Here is a 25308-nt window from a genome sequence, read left to right as displayed (position 1 = left end):
CGTATGTTTACGATGGTACAGAAGCTTTGGCTTACAGTAGTATGTGCAGTATGTGTAACAGTTTCCTTTCTTTATTTTGTATCTTTATACTCGTATGAAAAACTATACGTTGATAATTTAAAAGATTCATTAGTAATGGAAGGGAAGCGTCTTGCTGCGCAATATGATAAGCGTGAAGGAATAGCAACTTTTGAAGAGAAAGTAAGAGCATTTGATCAAATATCTAGTTCAGATGTTCTTTTCGTATCTAATCCGCGTGATTTAAGCGCGTGTTTACCTTTTGATGTGCATCATCATTCTCTTATAAGTGAAGAGGACAGGCAAGCGTTATTAGATGGAAAAACTGTGAAAAAGATAGGGTATGAGGAACATTTTGACCGAAATATTATGGGGGTTGTCATCCCTGTTTTAGAAAATAAAAAGTTAGTTGGCATTGTATATTCTTATATTCCTTTAAAAAGTATAAAAGACTTAATATATGATATGGGCCTTATTTTAGCACCGTTAGCACTTGCTATGACTTTACTGACAATATGGATTGGTAGAAAGATTATTATTGCTATTACGAGACCGCTTTCGCAAATGGAACGAGTTGCCAATCATTTGGCTACGGGAGATTTCTCAGAACGGATTACAATTTCTTCCGAAGATGAAATTGGACGATTAGGAAAAGCATTTAATAAAATGGCAAATTCTTTAGAGACAGAAGACGTAAAGCGTAAGGAATTTTTAGCTAACGTTTCGCATGAACTAAGAACGCCGCTTAGTTATATAAAAGGATATAGTGAAGCTATTTTAGATGGTGTAGCGAAGGGACCACAGCAGGAAAAAGTAACACAGCTCATTCATAAAGAAGCGGGTCGTATGCAGCGTCTCGTTCATGATTTATTAGATTTAGCACAATTAGAAGGTGAACATTTTCCGTTAAAGAAACAACCTATCGTTTTTTCACAACTGATTGAAGATGTGTTAGATACGTATGAGATTAAGTTTATAGAAAAGAAAATTCGTATTTCAACAAATTTAAATCCAGAAATCATTGTAATGATTGATGAGGATCGTATGCAACAAGTGCTTCATAACGTGTTAGATAATGCGATACGGTATACAAATCAAAACGGGGATATTGTGATAACACTCAGGCAGATAGATGATTACTGTGAATTAAACATAAAAGATACAGGAATCGGTATTGAAACAGAGCATTTAGAAAATCTTGGTGAACGTTTTTACCGCGTTGATAAAGCGAGAAGTCGTCAACATGGTGGAACAGGTTTAGGCCTTGCCATTGTTAGACAAATTGTTCATATACATGATGGACAGTGGCGAATTGAAAGTGAAAAAGGGCATGGAACGACGGTTAGTATTAAATTGAAAATACAAGTTGAAGAAAGCATGTTCTAACGTGAAGGACATGCTTTTCTTCATGAGTGCAAACGAATAGAGGAATACATATAATTTAATATCAAATAAATATTAAAAATTTGACGATTTTATGAACAAAACGTTTGTACTTCTTACCAATTCGTTCTAAAATAGTTATGATGCAAAGTTCTTATAAATCGTTTCAATTGTTGTTTGGAAGATACTGAGGTGATTTAACTGGAGTACAAATCTATTAAACCGAAAAAGATTTACGAAGAAGTATCTGAAGCTATTTTAACAATGATTAAAAATGGTACGTTAAAACCTGGTGACAAACTACTTCCTGTACATCAATTAGCTGAGCAGTTTCAAGTTGGTAGATCTGCTGTTCGTGAAGCGCTAAGTGCGCTAAGAGCAATGGGCTTAATTGAGATGAAACAAGGAGAAGGTACATATGTGAAGAATTTCGATTCTTCTTCATTAACAAAATCATTAAACAATAAATTATTAATGAAGAAAGAAGATATTTTGAACTTATTAGAAGTACGAAAGGTGCTTGAAGTGGGGGCAGTTCGAGCAGCTGCGGCAAAACGTACGGAAGATAATTTGCAAAATATGAAGCATTGGTTAGATGAAATGGCAAAGAGCATTGGGGATGAAAAGGCTGGTGAAAAAGCAGATTTTCAGTTCCATATGGGAATTGCGGAGTCTTCGCATAATAACATTTTGCTTGAACTCATGAATCACGTTTCAGAGATGATTGCTGAAACGATTGGTGAATCAAGACGCATTATTTTATATGGTGAACAAACAACATCAGAACGACTTATAGAAGAGCATCAAGTTATATATGATGCAGTGTTAAAGCAAGATGTAGAATTAGCGCAGCAAGCAATGCTAGATCATTTAACAAATGTAGAACATATTGTCACAGGTAAAAACGATATAAATTCGTAATTTAATCTTTTAAAAATCAAATTTTTTGATAAAATAGAGAAAGATTAAGTAAGCGTTTTCTTTAGAAGAGGGAGAGGATAGGCCATGGTTGAGCCTACTTCTTCTTTTCTCAGTCATCTGATGACCATATGTTTGTTGGTGGAGTTGTAAAAAGGGGGAGTAATAATTATGAAAGTTACTTTATTTGTTACTTGTTTAGTCGATATGTTTGAAACAAACGTCGGCAAAGCAACAGTTGAAGTGTTGGAGCGTTTAGGTTGTGAAATTGAATTTCCAGAAGCACAAGTTTGTTGTGGTCAGCCTGCTTATAATAGCGGCCATGTAGAAGCAGCAAAAGAAGCGATGAAACATATGATTGAAACTTTTGAAGATGCAGAATATATCGTTACACCATCTGGTTCTTGTGCGACAATGTTTCATGAGTATCCGCATGTTTTTAAAGATGATCCGAAGTGGGCTAAACGTGCACAAAAGGTTGCTGATAAAACATATGAATTTACACAATTTATTGTAGATGTTTTAAAAGTGACAGATGTTGGTGCAAGCTTACCAGGGATAGCTACTATTCATAAATCTTGTCATATGACACGCCTGCTTGGAGTAAAAGAGGCACCAGGAATTTTATTATCAAATGTAAAAGGATTAACTGTGAGAGAACTGCCAAACGAACAAAATTGTTGTGGGTTTGGGGGAACGTTTTCAGTGAAGATGACTCCAATTTCTGAGCAAATGGTAGATGAAAAGGTAGATAGTGCAATGGAAACAGGTGCTGATTATTTAATCGGTGCAGATTGTGGGTGTTTGTTAAACATTGGCGGACGTATTGAGCGTTTAGGAAAAGAAATAAAAGTAATGCATATTGCTGAGGTACTAAATAGTCGCTCATGAAGGGGGAACATAAGCTATGTCTATGAAAATCAGTGAGAAAAAATTTAATGATCGCGTTGGCGATGGAATTCAAGATTCTTTTATGCGCGGAGCAGTATCTTCTGCACAAACGCGCTTATATACGAACCGCTTAAAAGCAGCGGACGAATTAGGAAACTGGGAAGAGTGGCGTGAACTAGGTGAAGAAATTCGCCAACATACGTTAGAAAATCTTGATTATTATTTAATGGAGTTAAGTGAAAATGTATCCAAAAGAGGCGGACACGTGTACTTTGCGAAAACGAAAGAGGATGCAGCAAAGTATATTCAAGACGTTGCAAAAAAGAAGCAAGCGAAGAAAGTTGTAAAATCAAAATCAATGGTAACTGAAGAAATTAGTATGAATCATGCCCTTGAAGAGATTGGTTGTGAAGTGTTAGAAAGTGACTTAGGAGAGTATATTCTGCAAGTAGATAACGATCCACCTTCACATATTATTGCGCCTGCACTTCATAAAAATAGAGCACAAATTCGTGATGTATTTAAAGAAAAGCTTGGCTATGAAAATTCTGATGATCCTTACGAAATGACAAAGTTTGTTCGTAAACAACTTCGTGAGAAATTTATGGATGCAGAAATTGGTGTGACAGGTTGTAACTTTGCAGTTGCAAATACTGGCTCTCTTTGTTTAGTAACGAACGAAGGTAATGCCGATCTTGTTATGTCGATTCCGAAAACTCAAATTGCAGTAATGGGTATGGAACGTATGGTTCCGACAATGGAAGAATTAGATGTTTTAGTGGGTTTACTATGTCGTAGCGCAGTAGGGCAAAAATTAACAAGTTATGTAACTGTAGCGGGACCAATTCAAAAAGAGGAAGTAGATGGACCAGAAGAATTCCACTTAGTTGTTGTTGATAATGGCCGCTCTCAAATTCTTGGATCTGAATTCCGCTCAGTATTGCAATGTATTCGTTGTGCTGCTTGTGTTAACGTATGTCCTGTATATCGTCACGTTGGTGGACATTCGTATGGTTCTATATACTCAGGACCAATCGGTGCGGTATTAACACCACTTTTAGGCGGATATGATGATTACAAAGAGCTTCCATATGCCTCTAGTTTATGCGGAGCGTGTACTGAAGCTTGTCCAGTAAAAATACCATTGCATGATTTATTATTAAAACATCGTCAAGTAATTGTTGAGCAAGAAGGACGTGCTCCACTTGCAGAAAAATTAGCAATGAAAATGTTTAGTATGGGTGCATCTTCAGCAGCTTTATATAAAATGGGATCAAAAATGGCACCAGCAGCAATGAGTCCATTTACATCTGGCAACCGTGTATCAAAAGGTGTTGGGCCACTTAAAAACTGGACAGATATTCGTGAATTCCCAGCTCCAAGTAAAGAACGATTCCGTGATTGGTATAAAGATCATAAGAAAGGCGGGGACAAATAATGACAGGATTAATTCAAAACCGTGAGTCCTTTCTAGATAATATTGCAAAAGAACTTGGACGTAAGCGGAAAACGGAAGGCGTAAAGCGTCCAACATGGAAAAGTAATGTGAATGTAGAAACGCTAAAAGATTATTCACAAGAAGAATTGTTAGAAGTATTTAAAAATCAATGTACAAACATTCATACAACTGTAGTGGAAACGACAAACGACCGTTTACGTGAAGATATTCAAAAAGTAATCGTGGAAAACGGCGGGGGACCTATTATGTTATCGGCAGATGAACGTTTTGATTCTTATGGATTGACTTCTTTATTTAAAGAAGAGCTTCCAAAGCAAAATGTTGAAGTGAATATATGGGATCCTGAGAAAAAAGAAGAGAATATGCGTATCGCAGAAAGAGCGAATATTGGAATCGCATTTAGTGATTATACTTTAGCTGAATCTGGTACGATTGTTGTACAAAGTCATAAAGGCCAAGGTCGTTCTTTACACTTTTTACCAACTGTTTACTTTGCTATTATTCCACGTGAAACACTTGTGCCTCGTATTACACAAGCAGTTCAGGATATGAACACACGTGTAGAAAATGGCGAGGGAGTAGCATCTTGTATTAACTTTATTACAGGACCTAGTAACTCGGCAGATATTGAAATGAATCTTGTTGTTGGAGTACACGGACCATTAAAAGCAGTATATTTCATCGTATAAAAGAGGGGAAAGCAGGCCAGAAAATGGCCTGCTTTTTTAATAGAATAGAAATAATATGAAGTAGAAGTTCTCTCCTTTTTTTGCTATGTTCTTCTAGAAAGGAGAGGAAGGGATGTTCACTTATTTATATGCATTGTTAGTGGGGATGGTGTTTGGTTCTTTTTTTATGTTAATTGCGATGAGAGTACCACTTGGTGAGTCTATCATTACTCCGCGTTCACATTGTCATTATTGTAAGTATGTGCTAAAGCCAAAAGAATTGATTCCAATCATTTCTTTTTGTATACAAAGAGGACGTTGTACGAATTGTAAGAGGAAAATTTCAATTTTGTACGTAGCATTTGAACTTGTAACAGGAATGATATTTCTTCTTACTGTATATATGATTGGGGTGGAACGAGAGCTTATCATCATTGTATCGCTTTTTTCGCTACTACTTATTATTTCAGTTACAGATTACATATATATGTTAATCCCCAATCGTATTTTAGCTTGGTTTGCCTGTTTACTCATTTTAGAATGTGTTTTTGTGCCGTTAGTGACTTGGACAGATAGTATAGTTGGTAGTGGCGTTATATTCATTTTGTTATATTGCATGCAAAAGGTATATCCAGAAGGGCTTGGTGGAGGGGATATAAAATTACTTTCGTTACTTGGATTTATAGTGGGACTGAAAGGGATTTTTATGATTTTATTTTTAGCATCTTGCTTTAGTCTTTGTTTCTTTGGAGTTGGTATAGTATTAAAACGTATGAAAATGAGGAGCCAAATTCCGTTCGGTCCTTTTATTAGCCTTGGGGCAATATGTTACATGTTGGTCACGTATACAAAATAGAGAGGGGATAGAAAATGAATGTATATATGGATGATCAAAGAAGTTGTCCGTATGGGTATGTGCCCGCCACTACAGTAGAATATGCTTTGCAAATGGTTCGGGATTATGATGTGAATATTCTTTCCCTTGATTTTAATATGGGATGGGGGGAAAGAAATGGATTAGATTTTGTAGAGGCTTTTTGTAAAGAGGGTTTATATGTAAATGAAATTCACCTTCATACGAATGATGTCATCGGTATGCACAAGATGAAACAGAGAATTAATAAGGGAAAGGAAGAAGGAGAAATTAATCCGCACCTTGTTGTTAAATATGTGGGGAGCTAAAAACTCCAAAGTAAAACTTTGGAGTTTTTAATGTTTCATATGTGCTTGTAACGGAATGATTTCTTCTTGTTGAGCTGCTACTAATTCAGTTTCTTCTTGTTTCACGTCAGGTACTTTCTTTGTTAAGTAATGGTAAACCATACCGACAAATACGGACCCGCCGATAATGTTACCGATTGTAACTGGAATTAAGTTATGAATAGCACCTGCAAAAGAAATTGTCTCCGGATGCGGTGAAACTAAAGATAGAGCAAACAGTGATAAGTTTGCAATGCTATGCTCGTAACCAGATAAGAAGAATGTGAAAACGAGTAGCATCATCATCATAATTTTTGCTGTATCACCTTTAACTTGAGAAGGTAAGAAACACGCAAGACATACAAGCCAGTTACATAAAATTGCTTTAAAGAATAATTGCATTGTAGGTGTGTTCATCTTTCCTTCAACGACTTTATTCATTAAGTGACCGTGATCGATTGCTTCGAAAATGCCAGTTGCGTAAAATAGTAAGGCAAAGAATAAAGCGCCAGCTAAATTCCCTGCATAACAAGCGACCCAGTTACGAAGTGTATCAGAAATCGTTGTTTCTTTTCTTAAAGTTGCTACAGTGAAGTACATTGTGTTTCCAGTAAATAATTCAGCACCGCCATATATAATAAGTACGAGGGCAATTCCGAAAAACATAGAAGCAGCTAAATAAGTTGCTGGTGAATCTGCAATTTGAAAAAAGTTACCTAATTTAAAACATAGTACAATAATAAAACCGATATAAATACCCGCAAGTGCGGCACGAATGAAATATTGCATCGGATTTGTATCTAGCATTTGTTTTTTGCTCTTAGCCAGTTTGACGACATAATCTAATCCTTGTTCTAGCATGAGTAATACGCTCCTTTAGTACATCATCTATAAATACTCCTTATATGAATAAAGTACATGGAATTGTTCTTAGTTTCAATAAGTTTGTGCAATGTTTCACAAAAAGGACATACATACATTAAGAAAGCGTTTACAAAAGATAGTATAATAGAATTTTTTCTGGACATTGAGAGGGGGGAAGGAAAAAAAGAAAAAGCGCTGTAATTACAGCGCTTTTTCGTCTAAATTCTTTTCTACTTTTACTTCTACTTCTTTCGAGAAGAACCAACCGCCAACTGCGATTCCAACTAATACAATCCAGAATGTAAGTTTCCAGGGAGTAGATTCTGGGAATGAATGCGGAATTACATTTAATGCAGGGTGTGCTAATGTATAGATTGCTAACTTCACACCAACCCAACCTACAATTAGGAATGCTGCAGTTTCAAGTCCTGGTTTACGTTTTAATATTTGTACGAAAGCAGTTGCTGCAAATCGCATAATGATTAATCCGATAAGTCCACCTACAAAGATAACAACGAATTGCCCAGTATCAAGACTACCAATTGTACCTAATCCTGTTTTTGGTAAAGTCATTGCTAATGCAACGGCAGCTAAAATTGAATCAACTGCGAAGGCAATATCAGCAACCTCGACTTTAAATACAGTCCACCAAAAGTTCTCTTGTTTTTTCTTTGCTTCTTTTTCTTCTGTGTCTTCATCTGTATTCTTTTTAACATACGTTTTAAATAAGTGATTACCAGCGATAAACATAAGGTAAATGGCACCGATTGCTTGCACTTGCCATACATCGACTAAGAATGAAATCATAAATAACGATCCGAATCGGAAAACAAATGCCCCCGCTAATCCGTAAAATAGTGCTTTCTTTCGTTTTTCTTCTGGTAAATGTTTTACCATAATTGCAAGAACGAGAGCGTTATCAGCCGCTAAAATCCCTTCAAGTGCAATTAGGATGAGTAATACCCAACCATACTCCAATAATAATGATACATCCATGTACATTCTCCTCTCATTTCTATAAGTACTAAATAAGTGAAGAATTTCCCCACTATTTAGTTTCCCCATACTCCTGCCTATTAACTTTGGAAGAATTTGGTAATGAATACAAAAAAGACCTCTGCCGTTAATAGGCAAAGGTCTTGCTAGACATATGTAATGAAAATGCCAACAAAGCCGGAAGAACTAAGTTCTACGTAATGACGACTTTGTTTCCAAGAAAGATTCTTGGACGCTACTCCCCTTTGGAGATATGCTATTGTACTTTCATTATATGGATAATTTATACGGTTGTCAACCTGTTAAAATATCTTCGTTCGGATATTTTATTTTTTGTTTCTTTTTACGTGCAAATGAAAAAGCCAATGTTAAAGGTCCCATCTTCCCAAAAAACATCATAAAGATGATAATAGCTTTTCCAATCATAGTTAAGTGTGATGTGAAATTCATACTAAGACCGACAGTCCCAAATGCTGAAAATACCTCGAAAGCACTCATCAATAGAGGAACTCGCTCAGTAATACTTAAAATTAAAATAGCAAAAAAGATAAATGAAATGGAAATAATAGTGATTGTCAATGCTTTGACAATGAGAGTATCTTTAATAGATTTTTTAAACACGACAATATCATCTTGTTCTTGTAAAAATTTAAATACCCCAAAAAACATGATTAAAAAGGTTGTTAACTTAATTCCACCACCGGTTGAAGCACTACCAGCGCCAATAAACATAAGGAGCATCATTAATAGTAGGGAAGGCTTTGATAATGCAGAAATATCAACTGTATTAAACCCGGCAGTACGCGTTGAAACCGCCTGGAAATAAGCGGCCATTCCTTCTTCAAATGGGGTAAATCCTCTCATAGAAAGGGAATTGTGGAACTCGAATATAAAAATAAAAACAGTCGCAATAATATTGACGATTAGAGTAGAAGAGAGCATAAGTTTTGAGTGTAATGTAAGGTTTTTAAAATTTTTCTTTCTTTTTATATCTACGATTACTGTAAAACCAATCCCACCTAAAATAATGAGGGAGGAAATAACGAGATTGACAAGAATGCTATGAGAATGGGACATTAAATTATCGCTCCACACAGAAAAACCAGCATTGTTAAAAGCAGAGATCGAATGAAAAAAGCTATAATAGATCCCTTTAGCAATCCCGTATTTTGGTACCCATTCAAAAGAAAGAATCAAAGTAGCGATACATTCGACTGTAAAAGAGAATAAAAATAATGCTTTGGCAAGGCGAATGACGCCTCCAATGTTCGTTTGATTTAACGCTTGTTGTAACAAAATTCGGTTTTGAAGACCAATTTTTCTGCCGAGCATAATCGCAATTAAAACCGCAAAGCTCATAATGCCAAGTCCGCCCACTTGTATAAGCGTTAAAATGACACACTGTCCAAACAAAGTAAATACCTTTCCGGTGTCTACAACACCAAGCCCAGTAACAGTACAAGCAGAAACTGTTGTAAATAAAGCGTCGATCCATGAAATAGAAGTTGTTGTAGCAATTGGTAGTTTTAATAAGCATGTACCGATAACTGATAACATAATAAAAGACAAAGTAAGAACACGGGGAGGACTCATGCTAATATTAATCCGTTTCATGTTACATATCGTTCCTTTCAGTTTGCTCTTACTAGTATGTGAAAAAGCACGATTATGTATGTTAAAAATAGAAAGAGGCAGAGAATATCTGCCTCTAAGCCATAGGTTATTGTATTATCCACGTAATTGTTGTTGAGCTAAAGCGACAAGTCGTTTCGTTACTTCACCGCCAACTGAACCGTTAGAACGAGATGCTGTATTAGAGCCTAAGCTAACACCGAATTCTTGTGCGATTTCATATTTAAATTGTTCAAGTGCTTGTTCTGCACCTGGAACTAGTAATTTGTTTGTTTTTACCATGTTGATACACATCCTTATAAGTAGTCCAGTTCAGCTAAGTACCTATCTAAACTGGTAACGTTATTTTATGTGGAAACGACGTACTCATACACGGAAGTAATCGGTGTGATTAGAAGTTATTGGATGAAAAAAAGAGTAGCAAATTTGCTACTCTTTTTTCAGTATTGTCGCTGTACCTTCCACGACAATATCACCTGATTGATTATATATGTTTGTTTGCAACGTAATGATTTTTTTATCGTCACGTTTTTTAATAACTTCTGCCACAACGCGAAGGGTATCGCCGATTTTGACAGGAGCACGGAATGAAACGTTTTGAGATAAATAAATCGTATTTTTTCCTGGGAGTTTCGTTCCAAGGACAGTAGAAATAAAACTTGAAACGAGCATACCATGGGCAATACGTTCTTTAAACATTGTCGTTTTTGCAAAAGAATCTAAAATATGAATAGGATTCACATCTCCAGTCAATTTTGCAAAATTGATAACGTCCTCATCCGTAATAGTTTTTGTAAGGGATGCTTGATCACCGACTTGAATCTCATCATAACGAAGCTCGGGAACAGTTTGTGCTTCTTGAAATGGATTCATTTTGGCCTCCTTCTTTTCCATATCGAAAAATGCCAGCCATCTTGATGTAGTAGGAGGAAGAAAGAGTTTTGTTTGTGCTGCAGTCAGCTCCCACATTTTTCTTACTTGATGGAAGTAAATAAATTTTTTGAGTTTTCCTCGAACTGCTTTGCGAGTTCTAGTTGTTTGGACTTGAACTCTCCTAAAAAAACATCTAACTGTTTTTGAACCTCGTCACGTTGTAATTGTTGTTGTTCAATAAATTGTTTAGTTGTTTCTTCAAATTGACCGCTAGTTTGAGTAAGAATAGACAAAGATGTTTTCGTAGGAGAAACAGTAAGTTGGTGCATTTGAGTAGAAAGTTCATTCCATTTCCCTTGCCACTCGTTAATTTGATCATTTAAAGAGTTTCCAGTTAATTGCTTCACGTAATCTGTATATTGGTTATTGAACTGAGCAGTGAATTGTTGTAGTTCTTTTTCTAGTTCATCTACTCCTGATGTTAATTTATGCAAAGCGTCTTGTTGTTGTTTTAACGTTTCTAAAGTAAGTTGCTCTAATTGTTTCCCAGCTGAAGAGAAGAGGGAAAGAGATTGAGACCAGTTTTTCCAAAATGCATCGACTAATTCGTATGGCTTAGTTTCCATTGTTTGACCTCCAAATGTTTTTTTGCATATTGTGAACGCAGATTACTCTGCTGTACCACCAGGTGAAGATGAAGAATCCTTTTCATCCTTTTCTGGAGAAGTAGAAAATGGAAAGAATGCATTGGTGTATAACGTGAAAAACGTCCGCAACATATTTTGATAATGTTCAAAAGAAGTCGCACATGTTGTTAAATATTGCTCTCCATATTCTGTTAAAGAATAAATTCGTTTCGCTGGCCCGCCTTCGCTTGTATCCCAAGTAGAAGAAATAAGGTTTTCTTTTTCTAATTTGCGTAGTGTTCTATACACATTACCTTGGTCAACAGAAGAAAAGCCGATGTCCATTAGCATTTGAATGAGTTTGTAACCATGAAGACTCCAGTCTTTTAGACAGAGAAGTAAGAAAGGAACTAAGAAGTTTTTTGGCATGGAGTTTGGTTGTTTCGCTTGGTTTTTTTCCAAACTTTCTGGGTGTTCTGGTTCATTATGTAGCATGATTGTGCATCACCTCATGAATCAGTTAGATGGAATTTTTTGCTTATAAGTGCAATTTACACCTATCTGTTTTTAATGTCAACACATTTATTGGAAAATAAAGAAAAATAAAATATAGACTTGAAGTTTTATTCAGAATATTAGAAAATAGTGAATAGGTTGAATTGTTTCAAAAACAAAAAAGGGAGTGTAGGCGAAGTGATTGATCAAAAATTCGATCCATTGCAAGCATGGAAAAATGCTTATGAACAAACCGAAACATTTTGGGGAAAAGCGCTCAATGAAACAATTAAAACAGAAGAATATTCTGCTTGGATGGGCAGCGTTCTAGATTTGAATTTGTTTTATCAAAAAGCATTAAATGATACGACAAAAAATTATTTAGAACAGGTGAATGTGCCGACGAGAGAGGATATTGCTAGAGTAGCTACGCTTGTTATCAATTTAGAAAATAAAGTTGATAACATTGAGGAAATTTTAGAAGAGAAAGTGGATTCATTAGGACAAGCTCCTACATTAAAGCGTGATGTTACGAAAGTAAAACAAGATATTCGCACGCTAGAAACGAAAGTTGATCAAATTTTGGAATTGCTAGAAAAGCAAAATGCAGTACTAGCGAAACTACAAGTACCTGTAAAAGAAGAAGTAAAGCCTGTAAATAAGCCAGAAAATAAAAAATGATAATCGCGTTTGTTTATAACGTGTAACAGGGAAAGGGAGAATCTCTTTTTCATATATAAACAACGAAACATAATTAATATATGGACTCTATTCATATGAGTACCAAAATGATTCATAACAATCGTTCACAAATTCATTTAAGGGGGAAAAGAAATGGTTCAATTAAATGGCAAAGTAGCAATCGTAACAGGTGGGGCAAAAGGAATTGGAAAAGCAATTACAGTAGCATTAGCACAAGAGGGAGCAAAAGTAGTTATTAACTATAACAGTAGTAAAGAAGCAGCTGAAAACTTAGTAAATGAATTAGGAAAAGAAGGACATGACGTTTATGCAGTTCAAGCGGATGTTTCTAAAGTAGAAGATGCAAACAGACTTGTAGAAGAAGCTGTGAATCATTTTGGTAAAGTTGATATCCTTGTTAATAATGCTGGTATTACAAGAGATCGTACATTCAAAAAATTAAATCGTGAAGATTGGGAGCGCGTAATTGACGTGAACTTAAGCAGTGTATTTAATACAACAAGCGCGGTACTTCCATACATATCGGAAGCAGAAGAAGGAAGAATCATTAGTATTTCTTCTATCATTGGCCAAGCTGGTGGATTTGGACAAACAAACTACTCAGCAGCAAAAGCAGGTATGTTAGGATTTACAAAATCATTAGCGTTAGAACTTGCAAGAACAAATGTAACTGTAAACGCAATTTGCCCAGGATTTATTGATACTGAAATGGTAGCAGAAGTACCAGAAGAAGTACGTCAAAAAATCGTTGCGAAAATCCCGAAAAAACGTTTTGGTCAAGCTGATGAAATTGCAAAAGGTGTAGTATATCTATGCCGTGACGGTGCGTATATCACAGGTCAGCAATTAAACATTAACGGCGGATTATACATGTAATGAAGTAAGAAAAAAGTGCATATCCATAGCAGGAATGCACTTCTTTTTTTAGAAAGAAATTGACCAAAAAGGAGATAGAAAAATGACTACATTCGTAACGGAATGGGAAAAGCAATTGGAGTTGTACCCAGAAGAATATCGTAAAGCATATCGCCGTGTGAAAAGAGCGAGCGAAGTTTTATTACGCGAACCAGAACCACAAGTTGGTTTAACACCGAAAGAAGTTATTTGGACGAAGAATAAAACGAAGCTGTATCGTTACATTCCAAAACAAGAAAAAACACAGAGAGTTCCAATCCTATTAATATACGCGCTTATTAATAAACCGTATATTATGGATTTAACTCCAGGAAATAGTTTAGTGGAATATTTAGTAGATCGTGGTTTTGATGTGTATATGCTTGATTGGGGCACATTTGGTTTAGAAGATAGTCATTTGAAATTTGATGATTTCGTGTTCGATTATATTGCAAAAGCAGTGAAGAAAGTAATGAGAACTGCGAAATCGGATGAGATTTCTTTACTTGGTTATTGCATGGGTGGAACGCTAACTTCTATTTATGCGGCACTTCATCCGCACATGCCAATTCGCAACTTAATCTTTATGACAAGTCCATTTGATTTCTCTGAAACAGGATTATACGGTCCTTTATTAGATGAGAAATATTTCAATTTAGATAAAGCGGTTGATACATTCGGAAATATTCCGCCAGAAATGATTGATTTCGGAAATAAGATGTTAAAACCAATTACAAACTTTGTAGGTCCATATGTTGCTTTACTCGATCGTTCAGAAAATGAGCGCTTCGTCGAAAGCTGGAAATTAGTTCAAAAGTGGGTTGGTGACGGTATTCCATTCCCAGGTGAATCGTATAGACAATGGATTCGTGATTTTTATCAAAATAATAAATTAGTGAAAGGCGAACTCGTTATTCGCGGACAAAAGGTAGACCTTGCAAATATTAAGGCGAATGTCTTAAATATTTCTGCGAAACGTGATCATATAGCGCTGCCATGCCAAGTAGAAGCTTTACTAGATCATATTTCTAGCACAGATAAACAATATGTATGTTTACCAACGGGACATATGTCGATTGTTTACGGTGGAACAGCGGTAAAACAAACATATCCGACGGTTGGAAATTGGCTGGAGGAGCGTTCTAATTAAAAAAAATCCAACTAGCGTATGTTAGTTGGATTTTTTTATGGGAAATAACAAAACATAGAAAGGAGAAATTTATATTTTAGGAGTATAATTATGAAACTTATGACTGGTAAGTTGTTTTGGAATACAGGAGTTTCTATACCTTGTTATCCAGCGTTAGAAAATGATATGATATGTGATGTGCTTGTAGTCGGAAGCGGAGAAGCAGGTGCTCATATAGCGTATTCGTTAGCGAAAATTGGAATGCGTGTTACGCTCATTGAAAAACGAGCAATCGCATGTGGTAGCACAGCTGCTAATACAGGTTTACTACAATTTCTTCATGATAAATCGCTAACCTCACTTATCCATACATTTGGTGAAAAAAAGGGGGTACGAGCATATAAGCTTTGTTACGAAGCGCTACGAACAATGGAGCAAGTTGTACCGACTCTCGATATTGATCCCCAGTTTATTCCGCGAAGTAGTTTGTATTATGCAAGTAGAAATGAGGATGTATCGTTTTTACAAGAAGAATATAATACGTTACGCCATTATGGATTCCCGGTTGAATATTTTACCGATTCACATATGAAGAAGAATTATTCATTTATAAAACAAGCAGCGTTATATACGCATGGTGATGCCGAAGTGAATCCGTATTTATTAGCGCATAGCCTTTTGCATAAAGCAAATCAAATGGGAGCTACTATACTTGAGTATACAGAGGCCATACATGTAAAAAAACGCCAAAATGATTTAATTTGTTACACGAAAACAGGAAATCAAATTGTAGCAAAGAATATTATTATGGCGACAGGTTATGAAGCACTTTTCGGAAAGAAAGAAAAAAATACAACAGTGGAAACATCATATGCAGTTGTGACAAATAAGGTAGATTCATTTGAAGGCTGGCATGAACAATCATTAATTTGGGAAACAGCACGGCCTTACTTATATTTTCGAACGTATCAAAACCGTATTATTGTAGGCGGATTAGATGAAGCGATGCAAATTCAAACAATTGGTGATACGAAATTATTGCATAAGCGTGATATCCTTATTAACATTGTAAAAGAGATGTTCCCGCAGTATAAGAATATACAGGCAGAGTACTATTGGGCGGCAGCATTTGGCGGTAGTCATGATGGTCTCCCTATTTTAAAAGAAGACAAAGAGATACATAATTTATTTTACGCATTGCCGTATGGAGGTAATGGAACTGTGTATGGAATGGTATTTGCCAAATTATTTGAGCAGTTATTTACAAATAAAGAAAGTGAAGACTTTTCTTTATTTAATCGATAGAAAAAAAGGTAGCGAAGTGATGGAATGAGAGATATAAAAAAGTTTTTACAAAAATTACGTCCTGTACAACTCATTGTTTTGTTTTATTTATTAGCAGTAGTTGTATCGGTGATATTGCTTAGTTTCCCGTTTGTTACGAAGTCTGGTGTGAAATGGACATTTATCGATGCCCTCTTTACATCTGTTAGTGCGGTAAGTGTTACGGGATTGTCTGTTGTTACGATTTCAGATACATTTACTACGGCAGGAATTATTATGTTAGCCCTTATTTTACAATTAGGCGGCTTAGGAATTATGGCACTTGGTACGTTTGTTTGGATTATAACGGGGAAAAAGATCGGTTTGCAGAGAAGAAGACTTATTATGGCAGATCATAATCAAGGGAATTTATCAGGCCTTGTAGAATTGATGCGTTCTATTTTAATTGTAATTATTTCGATAGAACTTATTGGAGCAATACTATTAGGTACAAGATTTCTACTTTATTTTCCAACTTGGCAAGAAGCTTATTTCCACGGTTTCTTTGCCGCTGTTAGTGCAACTACGAACGGAGGATTTGATTTAACTGGACAATCACTAATTCCGTACAAAAAAGATTATATTGTGCAAATGATTCATATGTTGCTTATTATTTTAGGAGCAATTGGCTTCCCGGTGTTAATGGAAGTAAAGCAATTCTTTAGTAAAAGGAAACAGCAACTATTCCGCTTTTCGTTATTTACAAAATTGACGACAACGACATTTTTTGCACTCGTTATCGTTGGAACAATTATGATTTTTCTACTAGAGCGAAATCAGTTTTTAGCAGGAAAGTCATGGCATGAAACAGTTTTCTATACATTGTTCCAATCTGTGACGACGCGAAGTGGTGGACTGGCTACAATGGATATACGTGAATTGTCACAACCGACGCTTTTATTTATGAGTATATTAATGTTTATAGGGGCATCTCCAAGTTCGGTTGGGGGCGGAATACGTACAACAACATTTGCTGTTAGTATATTATCGTTATACACTTTTGCAAGAGGCGGGAGAACAGTTAGAGTCTTCAAACGTCAGCTACATGAAGAGGATGTGCTGAAAGCATCTGTCGTTATGACGATGGGGATTTTATTATGTGCCACAGCACTCTTTATTTTATCTATTACGGAAAATGTACCGCTTATGAGTTTAATTGTTGAAGTGTGTTCTGCTTTCGGGACGACAGGGCTATCGACAGGTATTACGCCAGATTTAACAACTGTTGGTAAACTTGTACTCATTGTACTTATGTTTATTGGGCGTGTCGGTATTTTAACATTTATACTGGCTAGTGGTGGAAGAGAACAGCCACCTCGCTATAAATACCCGAAAGAGCGAATTATTATTGGATAGTATGAAACCATTCTACCTTTGTTAGGTAGAATGGTTTTTTAGTTGTTAATGCCAAATTGTGGATGCATAAAAGCGCCATTCTTATTATCCGCTTCTTTTTTTAGCAACTCTTGATTTTCTTCTGAAATCCACCCAATATCATTTGTGGGATGAATCCATTCTTCTCCAGCCATAATGGCAGGGTCAACTTCATCAGTCCAATTGTGAAGTGGACTATTCTCGGAATCATATTTACTGTCTCCGATTACGACGTCATATTGATTTATGAAAGGTTGTTGCATCTTCTTTCCTGTTCCTTTAAAAGATGGAAAATTCATTTGATGCGGGAGCGTTTCATCTAAAATTGGTGACTGAATTTTATCTTTCTTCTTCAAAATAATCGCTCCTTTTCTAATACTTTCTTCATAGGTAGTATTTCCATCTAGCGGCTCTTATGTACTTGTTAACACTTGCCAGTAATAATTATTTAATGTTGCTTCAAACTAGAGTAGAAAGTGAATTTTTGAGAGCAGGTGAATGTATTGGTAAAAAGAAAAGTGAAACAAAATGCGGCAATCAACAATAATAAAACTCCGAAAGAAAGCTTACCAGATGCAGAATTTGCATTAGAGTATGAAGGAGAAAATAGCGCGAAGTATGCAAATCGTAATTCAAAAAAAGGTAAACAAAAATGAGGCGTTTTTTACAAACGCCTCATTTTTTTGTGGGATTATAAAGGTTTTTTTAATTATTTGTAAATTTAGTGTTCATTATTGGCAGAAAAATGCGAAAAAACATAGAAGTAGCAACGTATTACACAAAAACAAACAACAAATAAAAGATTAATGTTGGTTTAATACTGCTTTTACACTAGTTGTTTATATTGGAGTTGTACATAAGATTTATAAAAGGAGAGAGAGACAGTGAAAAAAACAATCTTTAAAGCTGTAGCAACTGGAATGGTATTTTCGTTATTAATGGGGTGTGGTGCAAAGAAAGAAGAAAGTGCTGGGGCAAAAGTAAAGGATGATAAATTATCCGGATCATTAACTGTTTACACAGCGATTGAAGAAGAACTTGTACCAATTTATCTTGATTCTTTTAAACAGAAGTATCCAGATGTGAAACTGAACATTGTTCGTGATTCAACTGGAGTTATTACAGCGAAATTGCTAGCTGAAGGAAAAAATACACAAGCAGATGTTGTATGGGGAACAGCAGCGTCTAGTCTATTAGCTTTAGATAAAAAAGATATGTTAAAAGGATACTCTCCAAAAGGAGCGGATCGTGTTCTTCCGCAATTTAAAGATGATAAGCAACCAGAAAAATGGGTAGGTAATACGGCATTTATGACGGGGATTGCTATAAATAAAGAAGAATTAAAGAAGAAAAATTTACCGATGCCAGAATCATACGAAGACTTAACGAAACCAGAATATAAAGGAACGCTTGTTATGCCACATCCAGCTTCTTCTGGAACAGGATTTTTAACAGTTTCTGCATGGTTACAAATTATGGGTGAAGATAAAGGCTGGGATTACATGAAGAAACTTCATGATAATATGGCAACTTATACTCATTCAGGTTCAAAACCAGCTAAATTAGCAGGCGCAGGTGAATATCCAGTTGGCGTATCAATGGTTTATAGTGCTTTGAAAGAGAAACAAAAAGGTGCACCAGTTGAAGTTGTATTGCCGAAAGAAGGATTAGGTTGGGAAGTAGAAGCGAACGCACTTATTAAAAAAGATAATGCAAAAAATGAAAAATTAGCGCAAGCATTTTTAGATTGGGCAATTACTGATGATGTAATGAAGTTATACTTCGAGAAAAATGGATTCGCGACAATTAAAAATGATTATAAACTTCCAGATGGATTCCCTAAAGATGTGACAGAAAAGTTATACAAAAAGAATGACTTTAAATGGGCAGCAGAAAATCGTGACAAAATCTTAGAAAAATGGGAAAAAGAGTTTGGCCAAAAAGCAGAACCGAAAAAGTAAGTGAGTGGGAGAGAGAAAAAATGAGCGAATATTTATCAATTCAACACATTCAAAAACAGTTTGATGCATTTACAGCGTTAAAAGATATTTCTTTTACTGTGAAAAAAAATGAGTTTGTATGTTTATTAGGCCCAAGTGGTTGTGGGAAAACAACATTGCTTCGAATTTTAGCAGGGCTAGAAGAGGCGACAACAGGTAGTATAGCTGTGGATGGAAAAGATATTACAGCATTACCTCCTGGAAAGAGGAATTTCGGAATGGTGTTTCAATCGTATGCATTATTTCCGAATTTAACAGCACTTGAAAACATTGAATACGGCTTAAAGACAAAAAAATATGGAAAAGCAGAAGTAAAAGAGAAAGCGCTAGAGGCGTTAGAACTTGTAGATTTGCTGAATGTAAAAGATAAATATCCTGCTCAAATGTCTGGTGGACAACAGCAGCGAGTAGCACTTGCACGTGCGCTCGCTCTGTCTCCGGATATTTTGTTACTGGATGAGCCTTTATCTGCTTTAGATGCAAAAGTGCGTGAAAAGTTACGTAGAGAAATGCGTGATTTGCAAGAAAAAGTAGGAGTAACAACTATTATGGTTACGCATGATCAAGAAGAGGCATTAACGATGGCCGATAAAATTGTTGTAATGAATCATGCGGAAATTATGCAGATTGGCACACCAGAGGAGATTTATCAAAGACCAGCCAATCCATTTGTGGCAGATTTTATTGGTTCTATTAATTTCTTTTCGAAAAACAATGAAGAACATGCAATTCGTCCTGAGCATGTAACAGTTGTACAAAAGGATGGTATTAAAACGGTTGTGGAAAGCATGGAATTTCGCGGATCTGTATATCGGACGGAAGTGCGGGTCGTAGAAGAAAAAACACATCTTTATAACGAGAAAATTGTAGTGGATATATTGTCATCAGAAGTAGAAGCAACCGCAATTAGAAAAGGAAAGCCGATTCAAATCTCTTTCTCAGAAAATCATATGTTGTCATATGGAAAGAAGGTCATTGTATAGATGGAGATGTTAGAAGATTTCAAGGTAGAAAGTACGAAAAAAAAGATTAAGAGACGTATCGGTAAAGAAGAGTGGATACAAAGACTATTAATTATTGGTATGCTTCTCGCGTTTTTGATCATGCTTGTATTACCTCTATTACAATTGTTTACACAAGCTTTTTATGATAAAGACGGAGCTTTCATTGGTGTTGCGAATTTCAGTAAATATTTCACAACACCAACGCTAGTTCAATCATTACAAAATACGATATGGATTTCGGGCGCGACAACAATTATTGCAGTGACACTCGCTTTCGCTTACGCCTATGCGATCGCTCGTACGAATGTGTTTGGAAAGCGTGTATTTCAATATATTGCGTTGTTACCATTATTCGCACCAACGATGATGCATGGTATCGCACTGACATATTTATTTGGTAATCAAGGATTAGTAACGAAAGGAATGTTTGGTTTGTTTGAAGGGATACAAATCCCTTTATATGGACCAGTAGGAATTGTAATGGCTGAAGTCATGTATACATTTCCGCAAGCATTTCTTATATTATTAATTGCTTTTCAAGGCTCTGATTATCGTTTATATGAAGCTTCTAATATGTTAGGAGCGAGTAAAACAAAGCAATTTTTCACTGTTACTTTACCTAGTGTAAAGTATGGATTAATTAGTGCGATGTTCGTTGTGTTTACACTTAGTTTCACTGATTTTGGGGCACCAAAAATTGTTGGTGGGCAATATAATGTACTTGCTACTGACGTATATAAGCAAGTAATTGGGCAGCAAAATATGCCGATGGGTGCAACTGTCGGAATGATTTTATTAATCCCAGCTATATTTGCATTTGCAGTTGATCACATTACGCAAAGAAAGCAGGCCAATCTCTTATCTTCCAAATCAGTACCTTACAGAATAATAAATAATAAGAAACGAGATGTTATTTCATTCGTATATTGTAGCGTAGTAACGCTTATGATCATTCTATTATTTGTGGCAGTTGGTATTGCTGCAAGTGTAAAAGTATGGCCATATAATATGAGCTTTACATTTGAGCATTTTAATTTTTCCAGTTTAACAGGAGATGGACTTGAAGCATTTAAAAATAGCGTAATTGTTTCAGCAATTACTGCGGTTATTGGAGCAGTTTTAACATTTATGTTCGCTTATGCGATTGAGAAAATTGATCAGCTACAATTTTTCCGAAAAGCAGGTTATTTTTTCTCTATCGTCCCTTTAGCGATACCAGGTTTAGTACTTGGGTTAGGCTACGTCTTCTTCTTCAGTCAACCAACAATACAAATTTTTGGACTTTCCGTAACGAACCCGTTCCATTCTCTATACGGAACAATTGCTGTGCTAGTACTAGTCAATATCATTCATTTTTATTCTGTAACATTTGTTACGGCAACGACAGCTTTAAAGAAATTAGATCGAGAGTTTGAACTTGTTTCACAGTCGATGGGGATACCGTTTTATAAAACATTCTTTCGAGTTACGGTACCGATGTGTTTACCAGCCATTTTAGAAATGGTAATGTACTACTTCGTAAACTCAATGGTAACTGTCTCAGCAGTTGTATTCCTATATGCAGCTGATTTTAAACTAGCTGCCGTATCAATTGTAAATATGGATGATGCAGGAAATGTAGCACCAGCAGCTGCAATGAGTGTACTTATTGTTGTTACAAATATTGTAGTAAGAGTTGTATATGAATGGGGAACAAAAGCACTTCGTAACCGAACGTCACAATGGCAAAAAAGATAAATAAGAAGGGTGATGGATTAAATGAAAATAGAAGCAGTTATTTTTGATTGGGCAGGTACAACAGTTGATTACGGATGTTTTGCACCACTGGAAGTATTTATGGAGATTTTCCATAAACGCGGTGTTGCAATTACTGCAGAAGAAGCTCGTAAGCCAATGGGATTATTGAAAATTGATCATGTTAGGGCATTAACAGAGATGCCTCGTATTGCGAGTGAGTGGAATCGTGTTTTCGGACAATTACCAACAGAGGCAGACATTCAGGAGATGTATGAAGAATTTGAAGAAATTCTCTTCGCTATTTTACCGCGCTATGCGTCGCCGATTAATGGAGTAAAAGAAGTAATTGCTTCTTTACGTGAAAGAGGAATTAAAATTGGTTCAACGACTGGTTATACGAGAGAAATGATGGACATTGTAGCAAAAGAAGCAGCGCTACAAGGGTATAAACCTGATTTTCTTGTAACACCAGATGATGTTCCAGCAGGTCGTCCGTATCCGTGGATGTGCTATAAAAATGCGATGGAGCTTGGTGTATATCCAATGAATCATATGATAAAAGTTGGAGACACGGTATCAGATATGAAAGAGGGAAGAAATGCTGGTATGTGGACAGTAGGTGTAATTCTCGGCAGTAGCGAACTCGGCTTAACTGAAGAGGAAGTGGAGAATATGGATCCGGTAGAACTTCGTGAAAAAATAGAAGTAGTTCGCAATCGTTTCGTTGAAAATGGGGCGCACTTTACGATAGAAACGATGCAGGAACTCGAAAACGTAATGGAACATATCGAGAAACAAGAACTTATTATTTCATAAAAGGGGAATAGGATCATGACTGAAAATCACTATTTATTATTAACGCCTGGACCATTAACAACAACCAAAACAGTAAAAGAAGTTATGTTATACGATTGGTGTACGTGGGATGCTGAATATAACACAATGGTACAAGAGGTAAGAGCTAAACTTGTATCGTTAGCGACGAAGGAAGAAGAGACATATACAACTGTTCTCATGCAAGGAAGCGGTACGTTTTCAGTTGAAGCAGTGATTGGCTCTGTCGTTCCTAAAAATGGAAAGCTGCTCGTATGTACAAATGGTGCGTATGGTAAGCGAATTGTACAAATGGCAGAGATGTTACATATAGATGTGATGGTCAGTCAAACGGAAGAGTGGGAGCCTACTAATATTGCAGAAGTAGAAAAGATATTGCAACGAGATAAAGAGATTACACATATTGCAGTTGTTCATTGTGAAACAACAACAGGTATTATCAATCCAATTGTAGATGTATGTAAATTAGGGAAGCAATACGGAAAAGTAACACTGGTTGATGCAATGAGTAGTTTTGGTGGTATTGAAATAGATATCGCTGAGTTGCAAATTGACTTTCTAATTAGTAGTGCGAATAAATGTATTCAAGGGGTTCCTGGATTCGGTTTTGTTATTGCAAAGCGCGATGAATTGGTGAAATGTAAAGGGCAGGCACGTTCATTATCATTAGATTTATTTGATCAGTGGGAAACGATGGAAAATCAAAATGGGAAATGGCGTTTTACGTCACCTACACATGTTGTACACGCTTTTTATCAAGCACTACTTGAATTAGAAAAAGAGGGCGGAGTAGAAGCGCGTTACAATCGATATTATAACAATCAAAAAATATTAGTGAATAGAATGAGAGAAATCGGATTTAAGCCACTAGTAGATGAAAAATATCAATCGCCTATTATTACATCCTTCATTTATCCAGAAGAGGGGTTCGATTTTGGGCAGTTATATAATGAATTAAAGTGTGATGGGTTTGTTATTTATCCAGGTAAAATTTCAAAAGTAGATACATTCCGCATTGGAAATATCGGTGATGTACATGAGGCAGATATCAATCGCTTAGTTGATAGTATCGCTAAAGGAGTTGCTATAGGATGAAAGTATTTTGTTTAGGTGGAGCAGGTAAAATTTGTCGTGAAGCAATTTTAGATTTAGTACAATTTTCATCTTTTGAGGCGATTACAGTAGCTGATTTTAATGAAGAAGAGGGCCTGAAAGTAGTAGAATGGCTCAACGATCCTCGTGTTGATTTTGTGAAAGTAGATGTAACGAATCACGAGGATACGGTTGCAAAAATGAAAGGTTATGACATTGTAATGGACGGTACGACAATTAAGTTAAATGGATTGTCTACTCGATGTATTGCAGAAGCGGGTTGTCACGGTGTGAATTTGAATGGATTTGGTGAAGAAAATGAATCTCATTCTATATTTGCTCAAAATGAAAAAACGTGTTTACCTGGTTTTGGTATGACGCCAGGTGTAACGCAAATGATGGCAATGCATGCAGCAAATCAGCTAGATACTGTAGAGTCAGTACGTGTAAGTCATGGCTCGTACCGTCCAATTGCTTTTTCTGCATCAATTACAGAAACAACGACATATGAATATGATCCACATTTACCATCGCGTACAGTATATGAAGAGGGTGAGTTTAAGCAAGTACCTCCGTTTGCGCGTCCAAGAGAAATTGAATTACCGGCGCCTTATGGTAAGGCAACGCAGTATATAATACCGCATTCTGAAACGATTACGTTAGCAAAAGCACTAGAAAATAAAGGCGTCAAACTGATAGAGACGAGAGGAACTTGGCCAAAGAAAAATATGCAGCTCGTACGTGCTTTATATGATTATGGTATATTGCGTAATGATCGAGTTGACATAAATGGGAAAGAAATTGGCATTATGGATTGTATTTCGAAGTATTTATTGCAATCGAAAGAAGGGCAAGAAACAGAAATTTACGGTTATGCACTTCATGTAGAAGTAATAGGCATGAAAAATAATGAGAAACAAAGGCACGTATTATATCATACACACCCGTTATCTGATGGTTCTGTTGTAGGGTGGGAAAAATTAAGAGCTTATACGAGAAACGTCGGTATTCCATTTGGGATTGCTACAGAGTTAATCGCAAAAGGGAATGTAAATAAAGTTGGTGTTGTGACACCTGAGGAAGCTTTTGTAAATCCACAAATTATTTTTGATGAACTAAAAAAGCGTGGTATTCATATTCATGAAGAAGTTTTCACTGAAAAAGAAAGTTATAACTTTGTATAAGTAAGGCAGTTT

Annotated in this window: 27 protein-coding genes and 1 riboswitch; of the genes, 19 read left to right on the top strand and 8 right to left on the bottom strand. The window is 36.0% G+C overall.

From position 1 onward, the window contains the following. Window positions 1–3 precede the first annotated feature (3 nt). From MKO96_RS08065 to MKO96_RS08035, 7 genes are all read left to right on the top strand, one after another. Window positions 4–1404, top strand: coding sequence for a sensor histidine kinase (locus tag MKO96_RS08065; RefSeq protein ID WP_240587182.1), 1401 nt, complete (start codon window positions 4–6; stop codon window positions 1402–1404). 228 nt (window positions 1405–1632) lie between these two features. Beyond that, window positions 1633–2322, top strand: a complete 690-nt coding sequence (locus MKO96_RS08060) for a FadR/GntR family transcriptional regulator (protein ID WP_254913065.1) — start codon at window positions 1633–1635, stop codon at window positions 2320–2322. Between the two features lie 168 nt (window positions 2323–2490). Next, a complete protein-coding gene (locus MKO96_RS08055; RefSeq protein ID WP_000869144.1) occupies window positions 2491–3210 on the top strand; it encodes a (Fe-S)-binding protein in 720 nt (239 codons plus the stop codon). A 16-nt stretch (window positions 3211–3226) separates the two neighbouring features. Further along, window positions 3227–4648 (top strand): LutB/LldF family L-lactate oxidation iron-sulfur protein, encoded by a 1422-nt coding sequence (locus MKO96_RS08050; protein WP_240587181.1) that lies wholly within the window; start codon window positions 3227–3229, stop codon window positions 4646–4648. Then, the gene (locus tag MKO96_RS08045; protein WP_087979870.1) at window positions 4648–5358 is read left to right on the top strand and encodes a LutC/YkgG family protein; all 711 of its coding nucleotides are present in this window, start codon (window positions 4648–4650) and stop codon (window positions 5356–5358) included. Before MKO96_RS08050 ends, MKO96_RS08045 begins: the two co-directional genes overlap by 1 nt. 112 nt (window positions 5359–5470) lie before the next feature. After that, window positions 5471–6193, top strand: coding sequence for a prepilin peptidase (locus MKO96_RS08040; protein ID WP_240587180.1), 723 nt, complete (start codon window positions 5471–5473; stop codon window positions 6191–6193). Between the two features lie 14 nt (window positions 6194–6207). Then, complete coding sequence (locus tag MKO96_RS08035; RefSeq protein ID WP_240587179.1) at window positions 6208–6519, top strand: cyclic-phosphate processing receiver domain-containing protein; 312 nt, start codon at window positions 6208–6210, stop codon at window positions 6517–6519. 27 nt (window positions 6520–6546) lie between these two features. Here MKO96_RS08035 and MKO96_RS08030 read toward each other — a convergent pair whose 3' ends face one another. From MKO96_RS08030 to phaQ, 7 genes are all read right to left on the bottom strand, one after another. After that, window positions 6547–7398, bottom strand: a complete 852-nt coding sequence (locus MKO96_RS08030) for a formate/nitrite transporter family protein (RefSeq protein WP_240587178.1) — start codon at window positions 7396–7398, stop codon at window positions 6547–6549. A gap of 204 nt (window positions 7399–7602) precedes the next feature. Further along, window positions 7603–8397 (bottom strand): TerC family protein, encoded by a 795-nt coding sequence (locus MKO96_RS08025; RefSeq protein ID WP_000383309.1) that lies wholly within the window; start codon window positions 8395–8397, stop codon window positions 7603–7605. A 90-nt stretch (window positions 8398–8487) separates the two neighbouring features. Then, window positions 8488–8653, bottom strand: a riboswitch (yybP-ykoY riboswitch). Between the two features lie 38 nt (window positions 8654–8691). After that, complete coding sequence (locus MKO96_RS08020; RefSeq protein ID WP_240587177.1) at window positions 8692–10011, bottom strand: TrkH family potassium uptake protein; 1320 nt, start codon at window positions 10009–10011, stop codon at window positions 8692–8694. Between the two features lie 114 nt (window positions 10012–10125). Next, a complete protein-coding gene (locus tag MKO96_RS08015) occupies window positions 10126–10311 on the bottom strand; it encodes an alpha/beta-type small acid-soluble spore protein (RefSeq protein ID WP_000241212.1) in 186 nt (61 codons plus the stop codon). Between the two features lie 147 nt (window positions 10312–10458). Beyond that, complete coding sequence (locus MKO96_RS08010) at window positions 10459–10902, bottom strand: MaoC family dehydratase (RefSeq protein WP_087979874.1); 444 nt, start codon at window positions 10900–10902, stop codon at window positions 10459–10461. A 101-nt stretch (window positions 10903–11003) separates the two neighbouring features. Next, window positions 11004–11528, bottom strand: coding sequence for a polyhydroxyalkanoic acid inclusion protein PhaP (gene phaP, locus MKO96_RS08005; RefSeq protein WP_000448584.1), 525 nt, complete (start codon window positions 11526–11528; stop codon window positions 11004–11006). Window positions 11529–11570: 42 nt separating this feature from the next. Next, window positions 11571–12023 (bottom strand): poly-beta-hydroxybutyrate-responsive repressor, encoded by a 453-nt coding sequence (phaQ, locus tag MKO96_RS08000; protein ID WP_000903018.1) that lies wholly within the window; start codon window positions 12021–12023, stop codon window positions 11571–11573. 198 nt (window positions 12024–12221) lie between these two features. Between phaQ and phaR the strand changes: the two genes are divergently transcribed. The 5 genes from phaR (at window position 12222) to MKO96_RS07975 (ending at window position 17427) form a co-directional block, all read left to right on the top strand. Further along, window positions 12222–12704 (top strand): polyhydroxyalkanoic acid synthase subunit PhaR, encoded by a 483-nt coding sequence (phaR, locus tag MKO96_RS07995; RefSeq protein ID WP_076536096.1) that lies wholly within the window; start codon window positions 12222–12224, stop codon window positions 12702–12704. A gap of 153 nt (window positions 12705–12857) precedes the next feature. Further along, entirely contained in the window at window positions 12858–13601 is a 744-nt protein-coding gene (locus MKO96_RS07990) for an acetoacetyl-CoA reductase (protein WP_002117312.1), read from the top strand. 82 nt (window positions 13602–13683) lie between these two features. Beyond that, entirely contained in the window at window positions 13684–14769 is a 1086-nt protein-coding gene (phaC, locus tag MKO96_RS07985) for a class III poly(R)-hydroxyalkanoic acid synthase subunit PhaC (RefSeq protein WP_000206842.1), read from the top strand. 90 nt (window positions 14770–14859) lie between these two features. Continuing rightward, complete coding sequence (locus MKO96_RS07980) at window positions 14860–16053, top strand: NAD(P)/FAD-dependent oxidoreductase (RefSeq protein WP_240587176.1); 1194 nt, start codon at window positions 14860–14862, stop codon at window positions 16051–16053. A gap of 24 nt (window positions 16054–16077) precedes the next feature. After that, on the top strand, window positions 16078–17427 hold the full coding sequence (locus MKO96_RS07975; protein WP_087979877.1) for a TrkH family potassium uptake protein: 1350 nt from the start codon (window positions 16078–16080) through the stop codon (window positions 17425–17427). Between the two features lie 38 nt (window positions 17428–17465). On the opposite strand, the gene MKO96_RS07970 is transcribed toward MKO96_RS07975, so the two are convergent. Beyond that, window positions 17466–17801: a DUF3905 domain-containing protein gene (locus MKO96_RS07970; protein WP_240587175.1), complete on the bottom strand. Its 336-nt coding sequence runs from the start codon at window positions 17799–17801 to the stop codon at window positions 17466–17468. 147 nt (window positions 17802–17948) lie between these two features. Here MKO96_RS07970 and MKO96_RS07965 point away from each other — a divergent pair, with 147 nt between their 5' ends. From MKO96_RS07965 to MKO96_RS07935, 7 genes are all read left to right on the top strand, one after another. Next, window positions 17949–18101 carry a hypothetical protein gene (locus tag MKO96_RS07965; RefSeq protein ID WP_000240799.1) on the top strand — a complete coding sequence of 51 codons (153 nt, stop codon included), beginning with the start codon at window positions 17949–17951 and terminating at the stop codon, window positions 18099–18101. Window positions 18102–18329: 228 nt separating this feature from the next. Next, window positions 18330–19406, top strand: a complete 1077-nt coding sequence (locus MKO96_RS07960) for a putative 2-aminoethylphosphonate ABC transporter substrate-binding protein (RefSeq protein WP_000750910.1) — start codon at window positions 18330–18332, stop codon at window positions 19404–19406. A gap of 20 nt (window positions 19407–19426) precedes the next feature. Further along, window positions 19427–20428: a putative 2-aminoethylphosphonate ABC transporter ATP-binding protein gene (locus tag MKO96_RS07955; RefSeq protein WP_087979880.1), complete on the top strand. Its 1002-nt coding sequence runs from the start codon at window positions 19427–19429 to the stop codon at window positions 20426–20428. Further along, the gene (locus MKO96_RS07950) at window positions 20429–22186 is read left to right on the top strand and encodes a putative 2-aminoethylphosphonate ABC transporter permease subunit (RefSeq protein ID WP_240587174.1); all 1758 of its coding nucleotides are present in this window, start codon (window positions 20429–20431) and stop codon (window positions 22184–22186) included. A gap of 21 nt (window positions 22187–22207) precedes the next feature. After that, window positions 22208–23002 (top strand): phosphonoacetaldehyde hydrolase, encoded by a 795-nt coding sequence (gene phnX / locus MKO96_RS07945; RefSeq protein ID WP_087979881.1) that lies wholly within the window; start codon window positions 22208–22210, stop codon window positions 23000–23002. Window positions 23003–23017: 15 nt separating this feature from the next. Beyond that, window positions 23018–24115, top strand: coding sequence for a 2-aminoethylphosphonate--pyruvate transaminase (phnW, locus tag MKO96_RS07940; RefSeq protein WP_087979882.1), 1098 nt, complete (start codon window positions 23018–23020; stop codon window positions 24113–24115). Further along, complete coding sequence (locus MKO96_RS07935; protein ID WP_240587173.1) at window positions 24112–25296, top strand: saccharopine dehydrogenase family protein; 1185 nt, start codon at window positions 24112–24114, stop codon at window positions 25294–25296. Before phnW ends, MKO96_RS07935 begins: the two co-directional genes overlap by 4 nt. Window positions 25297–25308 lie beyond the last annotated feature (12 nt).

The organism is Bacillus sp. ES1-5, from assembly GCF_022487605.1.
GTDB lineage: Bacteria > Bacillota > Bacilli > Bacillales > Bacillaceae_G > Bacillus_A > Bacillus_A wiedmannii.
The sequence above is the reverse complement of the archived record's forward strand: the minus strand, read 5'-3'. Positions and strand labels throughout refer to the sequence as shown.

What these genes read in the sequence shown, in the direction of transcription:
- MKO96_RS08020 (WP_240587177.1), bottom strand. Translation starts at nt 10,011, where the DNA reads ATGAAACGGATTAATATTAGCATGAGTCCTCCCCGTGTTCTTACTTTG.
- MKO96_RS08025 (WP_000383309.1), bottom strand. Translation starts at nt 8,397, where the DNA reads ATGGATGTATCATTATTATTGGAGTATGGTTGGGTATTACTCATCCTA.
- MKO96_RS08040 (WP_240587180.1), top strand. Translation starts at nt 5,471, where the DNA reads ATGTTCACTTATTTATATGCATTGTTAGTGGGGATGGTGTTTGGTTCT.
- MKO96_RS07935 (WP_240587173.1), top strand. Translation starts at nt 24,112, where the DNA reads ATGAAAGTATTTTGTTTAGGTGGAGCAGGTAAAATTTGTCGTGAAGCA.
- MKO96_RS07980 (WP_240587176.1), top strand. Translation starts at nt 14,860, where the DNA reads ATGAAACTTATGACTGGTAAGTTGTTTTGGAATACAGGAGTTTCTATA.
- phaC (WP_000206842.1), top strand. Translation starts at nt 13,684, where the DNA reads ATGACTACATTCGTAACGGAATGGGAAAAGCAATTGGAGTTGTACCCA.
- MKO96_RS08015 (WP_000241212.1), bottom strand. Translation starts at nt 10,311, where the DNA reads ATGGTAAAAACAAACAAATTACTAGTTCCAGGTGCAGAACAAGCACTT.
- MKO96_RS08050 (WP_240587181.1), top strand. Translation starts at nt 3,227, where the DNA reads ATGTCTATGAAAATCAGTGAGAAAAAATTTAATGATCGCGTTGGCGAT.
- MKO96_RS08055 (WP_000869144.1), top strand. Translation starts at nt 2,491, where the DNA reads ATGAAAGTTACTTTATTTGTTACTTGTTTAGTCGATATGTTTGAAACA.
- MKO96_RS07990 (WP_002117312.1), top strand. Translation starts at nt 12,858, where the DNA reads ATGGTTCAATTAAATGGCAAAGTAGCAATCGTAACAGGTGGGGCAAAA.
- phnX (WP_087979881.1), top strand. Translation starts at nt 22,208, where the DNA reads ATGAAAATAGAAGCAGTTATTTTTGATTGGGCAGGTACAACAGTTGAT.
- MKO96_RS08035 (WP_240587179.1), top strand. Translation starts at nt 6,208, where the DNA reads ATGAATGTATATATGGATGATCAAAGAAGTTGTCCGTATGGGTATGTG.
- MKO96_RS08065 (WP_240587182.1), top strand. Translation starts at nt 4, where the DNA reads ATGTTTACGATGGTACAGAAGCTTTGGCTTACAGTAGTATGTGCAGTA.
- MKO96_RS08030 (WP_240587178.1), bottom strand. Translation starts at nt 7,398, where the DNA reads ATGCTAGAACAAGGATTAGATTATGTCGTCAAACTGGCTAAGAGCAAA.
- phaQ (WP_000903018.1), bottom strand. Translation starts at nt 12,023, where the DNA reads ATGCTACATAATGAACCAGAACACCCAGAAAGTTTGGAAAAAAACCAA.
- MKO96_RS08010 (WP_087979874.1), bottom strand. Translation starts at nt 10,902, where the DNA reads ATGAATCCATTTCAAGAAGCACAAACTGTTCCCGAGCTTCGTTATGAT.
- MKO96_RS08045 (WP_087979870.1), top strand. Translation starts at nt 4,648, where the DNA reads ATGACAGGATTAATTCAAAACCGTGAGTCCTTTCTAGATAATATTGCA.
- phnW (WP_087979882.1), top strand. Translation starts at nt 23,018, where the DNA reads ATGACTGAAAATCACTATTTATTATTAACGCCTGGACCATTAACAACA.
- MKO96_RS07975 (WP_087979877.1), top strand. Translation starts at nt 16,078, where the DNA reads ATGAGAGATATAAAAAAGTTTTTACAAAAATTACGTCCTGTACAACTC.
- phaP (WP_000448584.1), bottom strand. Translation starts at nt 11,528, where the DNA reads ATGGAAACTAAGCCATACGAATTAGTCGATGCATTTTGGAAAAACTGG.
- MKO96_RS07955 (WP_087979880.1), top strand. Translation starts at nt 19,427, where the DNA reads ATGAGCGAATATTTATCAATTCAACACATTCAAAAACAGTTTGATGCA.
- MKO96_RS07950 (WP_240587174.1), top strand. Translation starts at nt 20,429, where the DNA reads ATGGAGATGTTAGAAGATTTCAAGGTAGAAAGTACGAAAAAAAAGATT.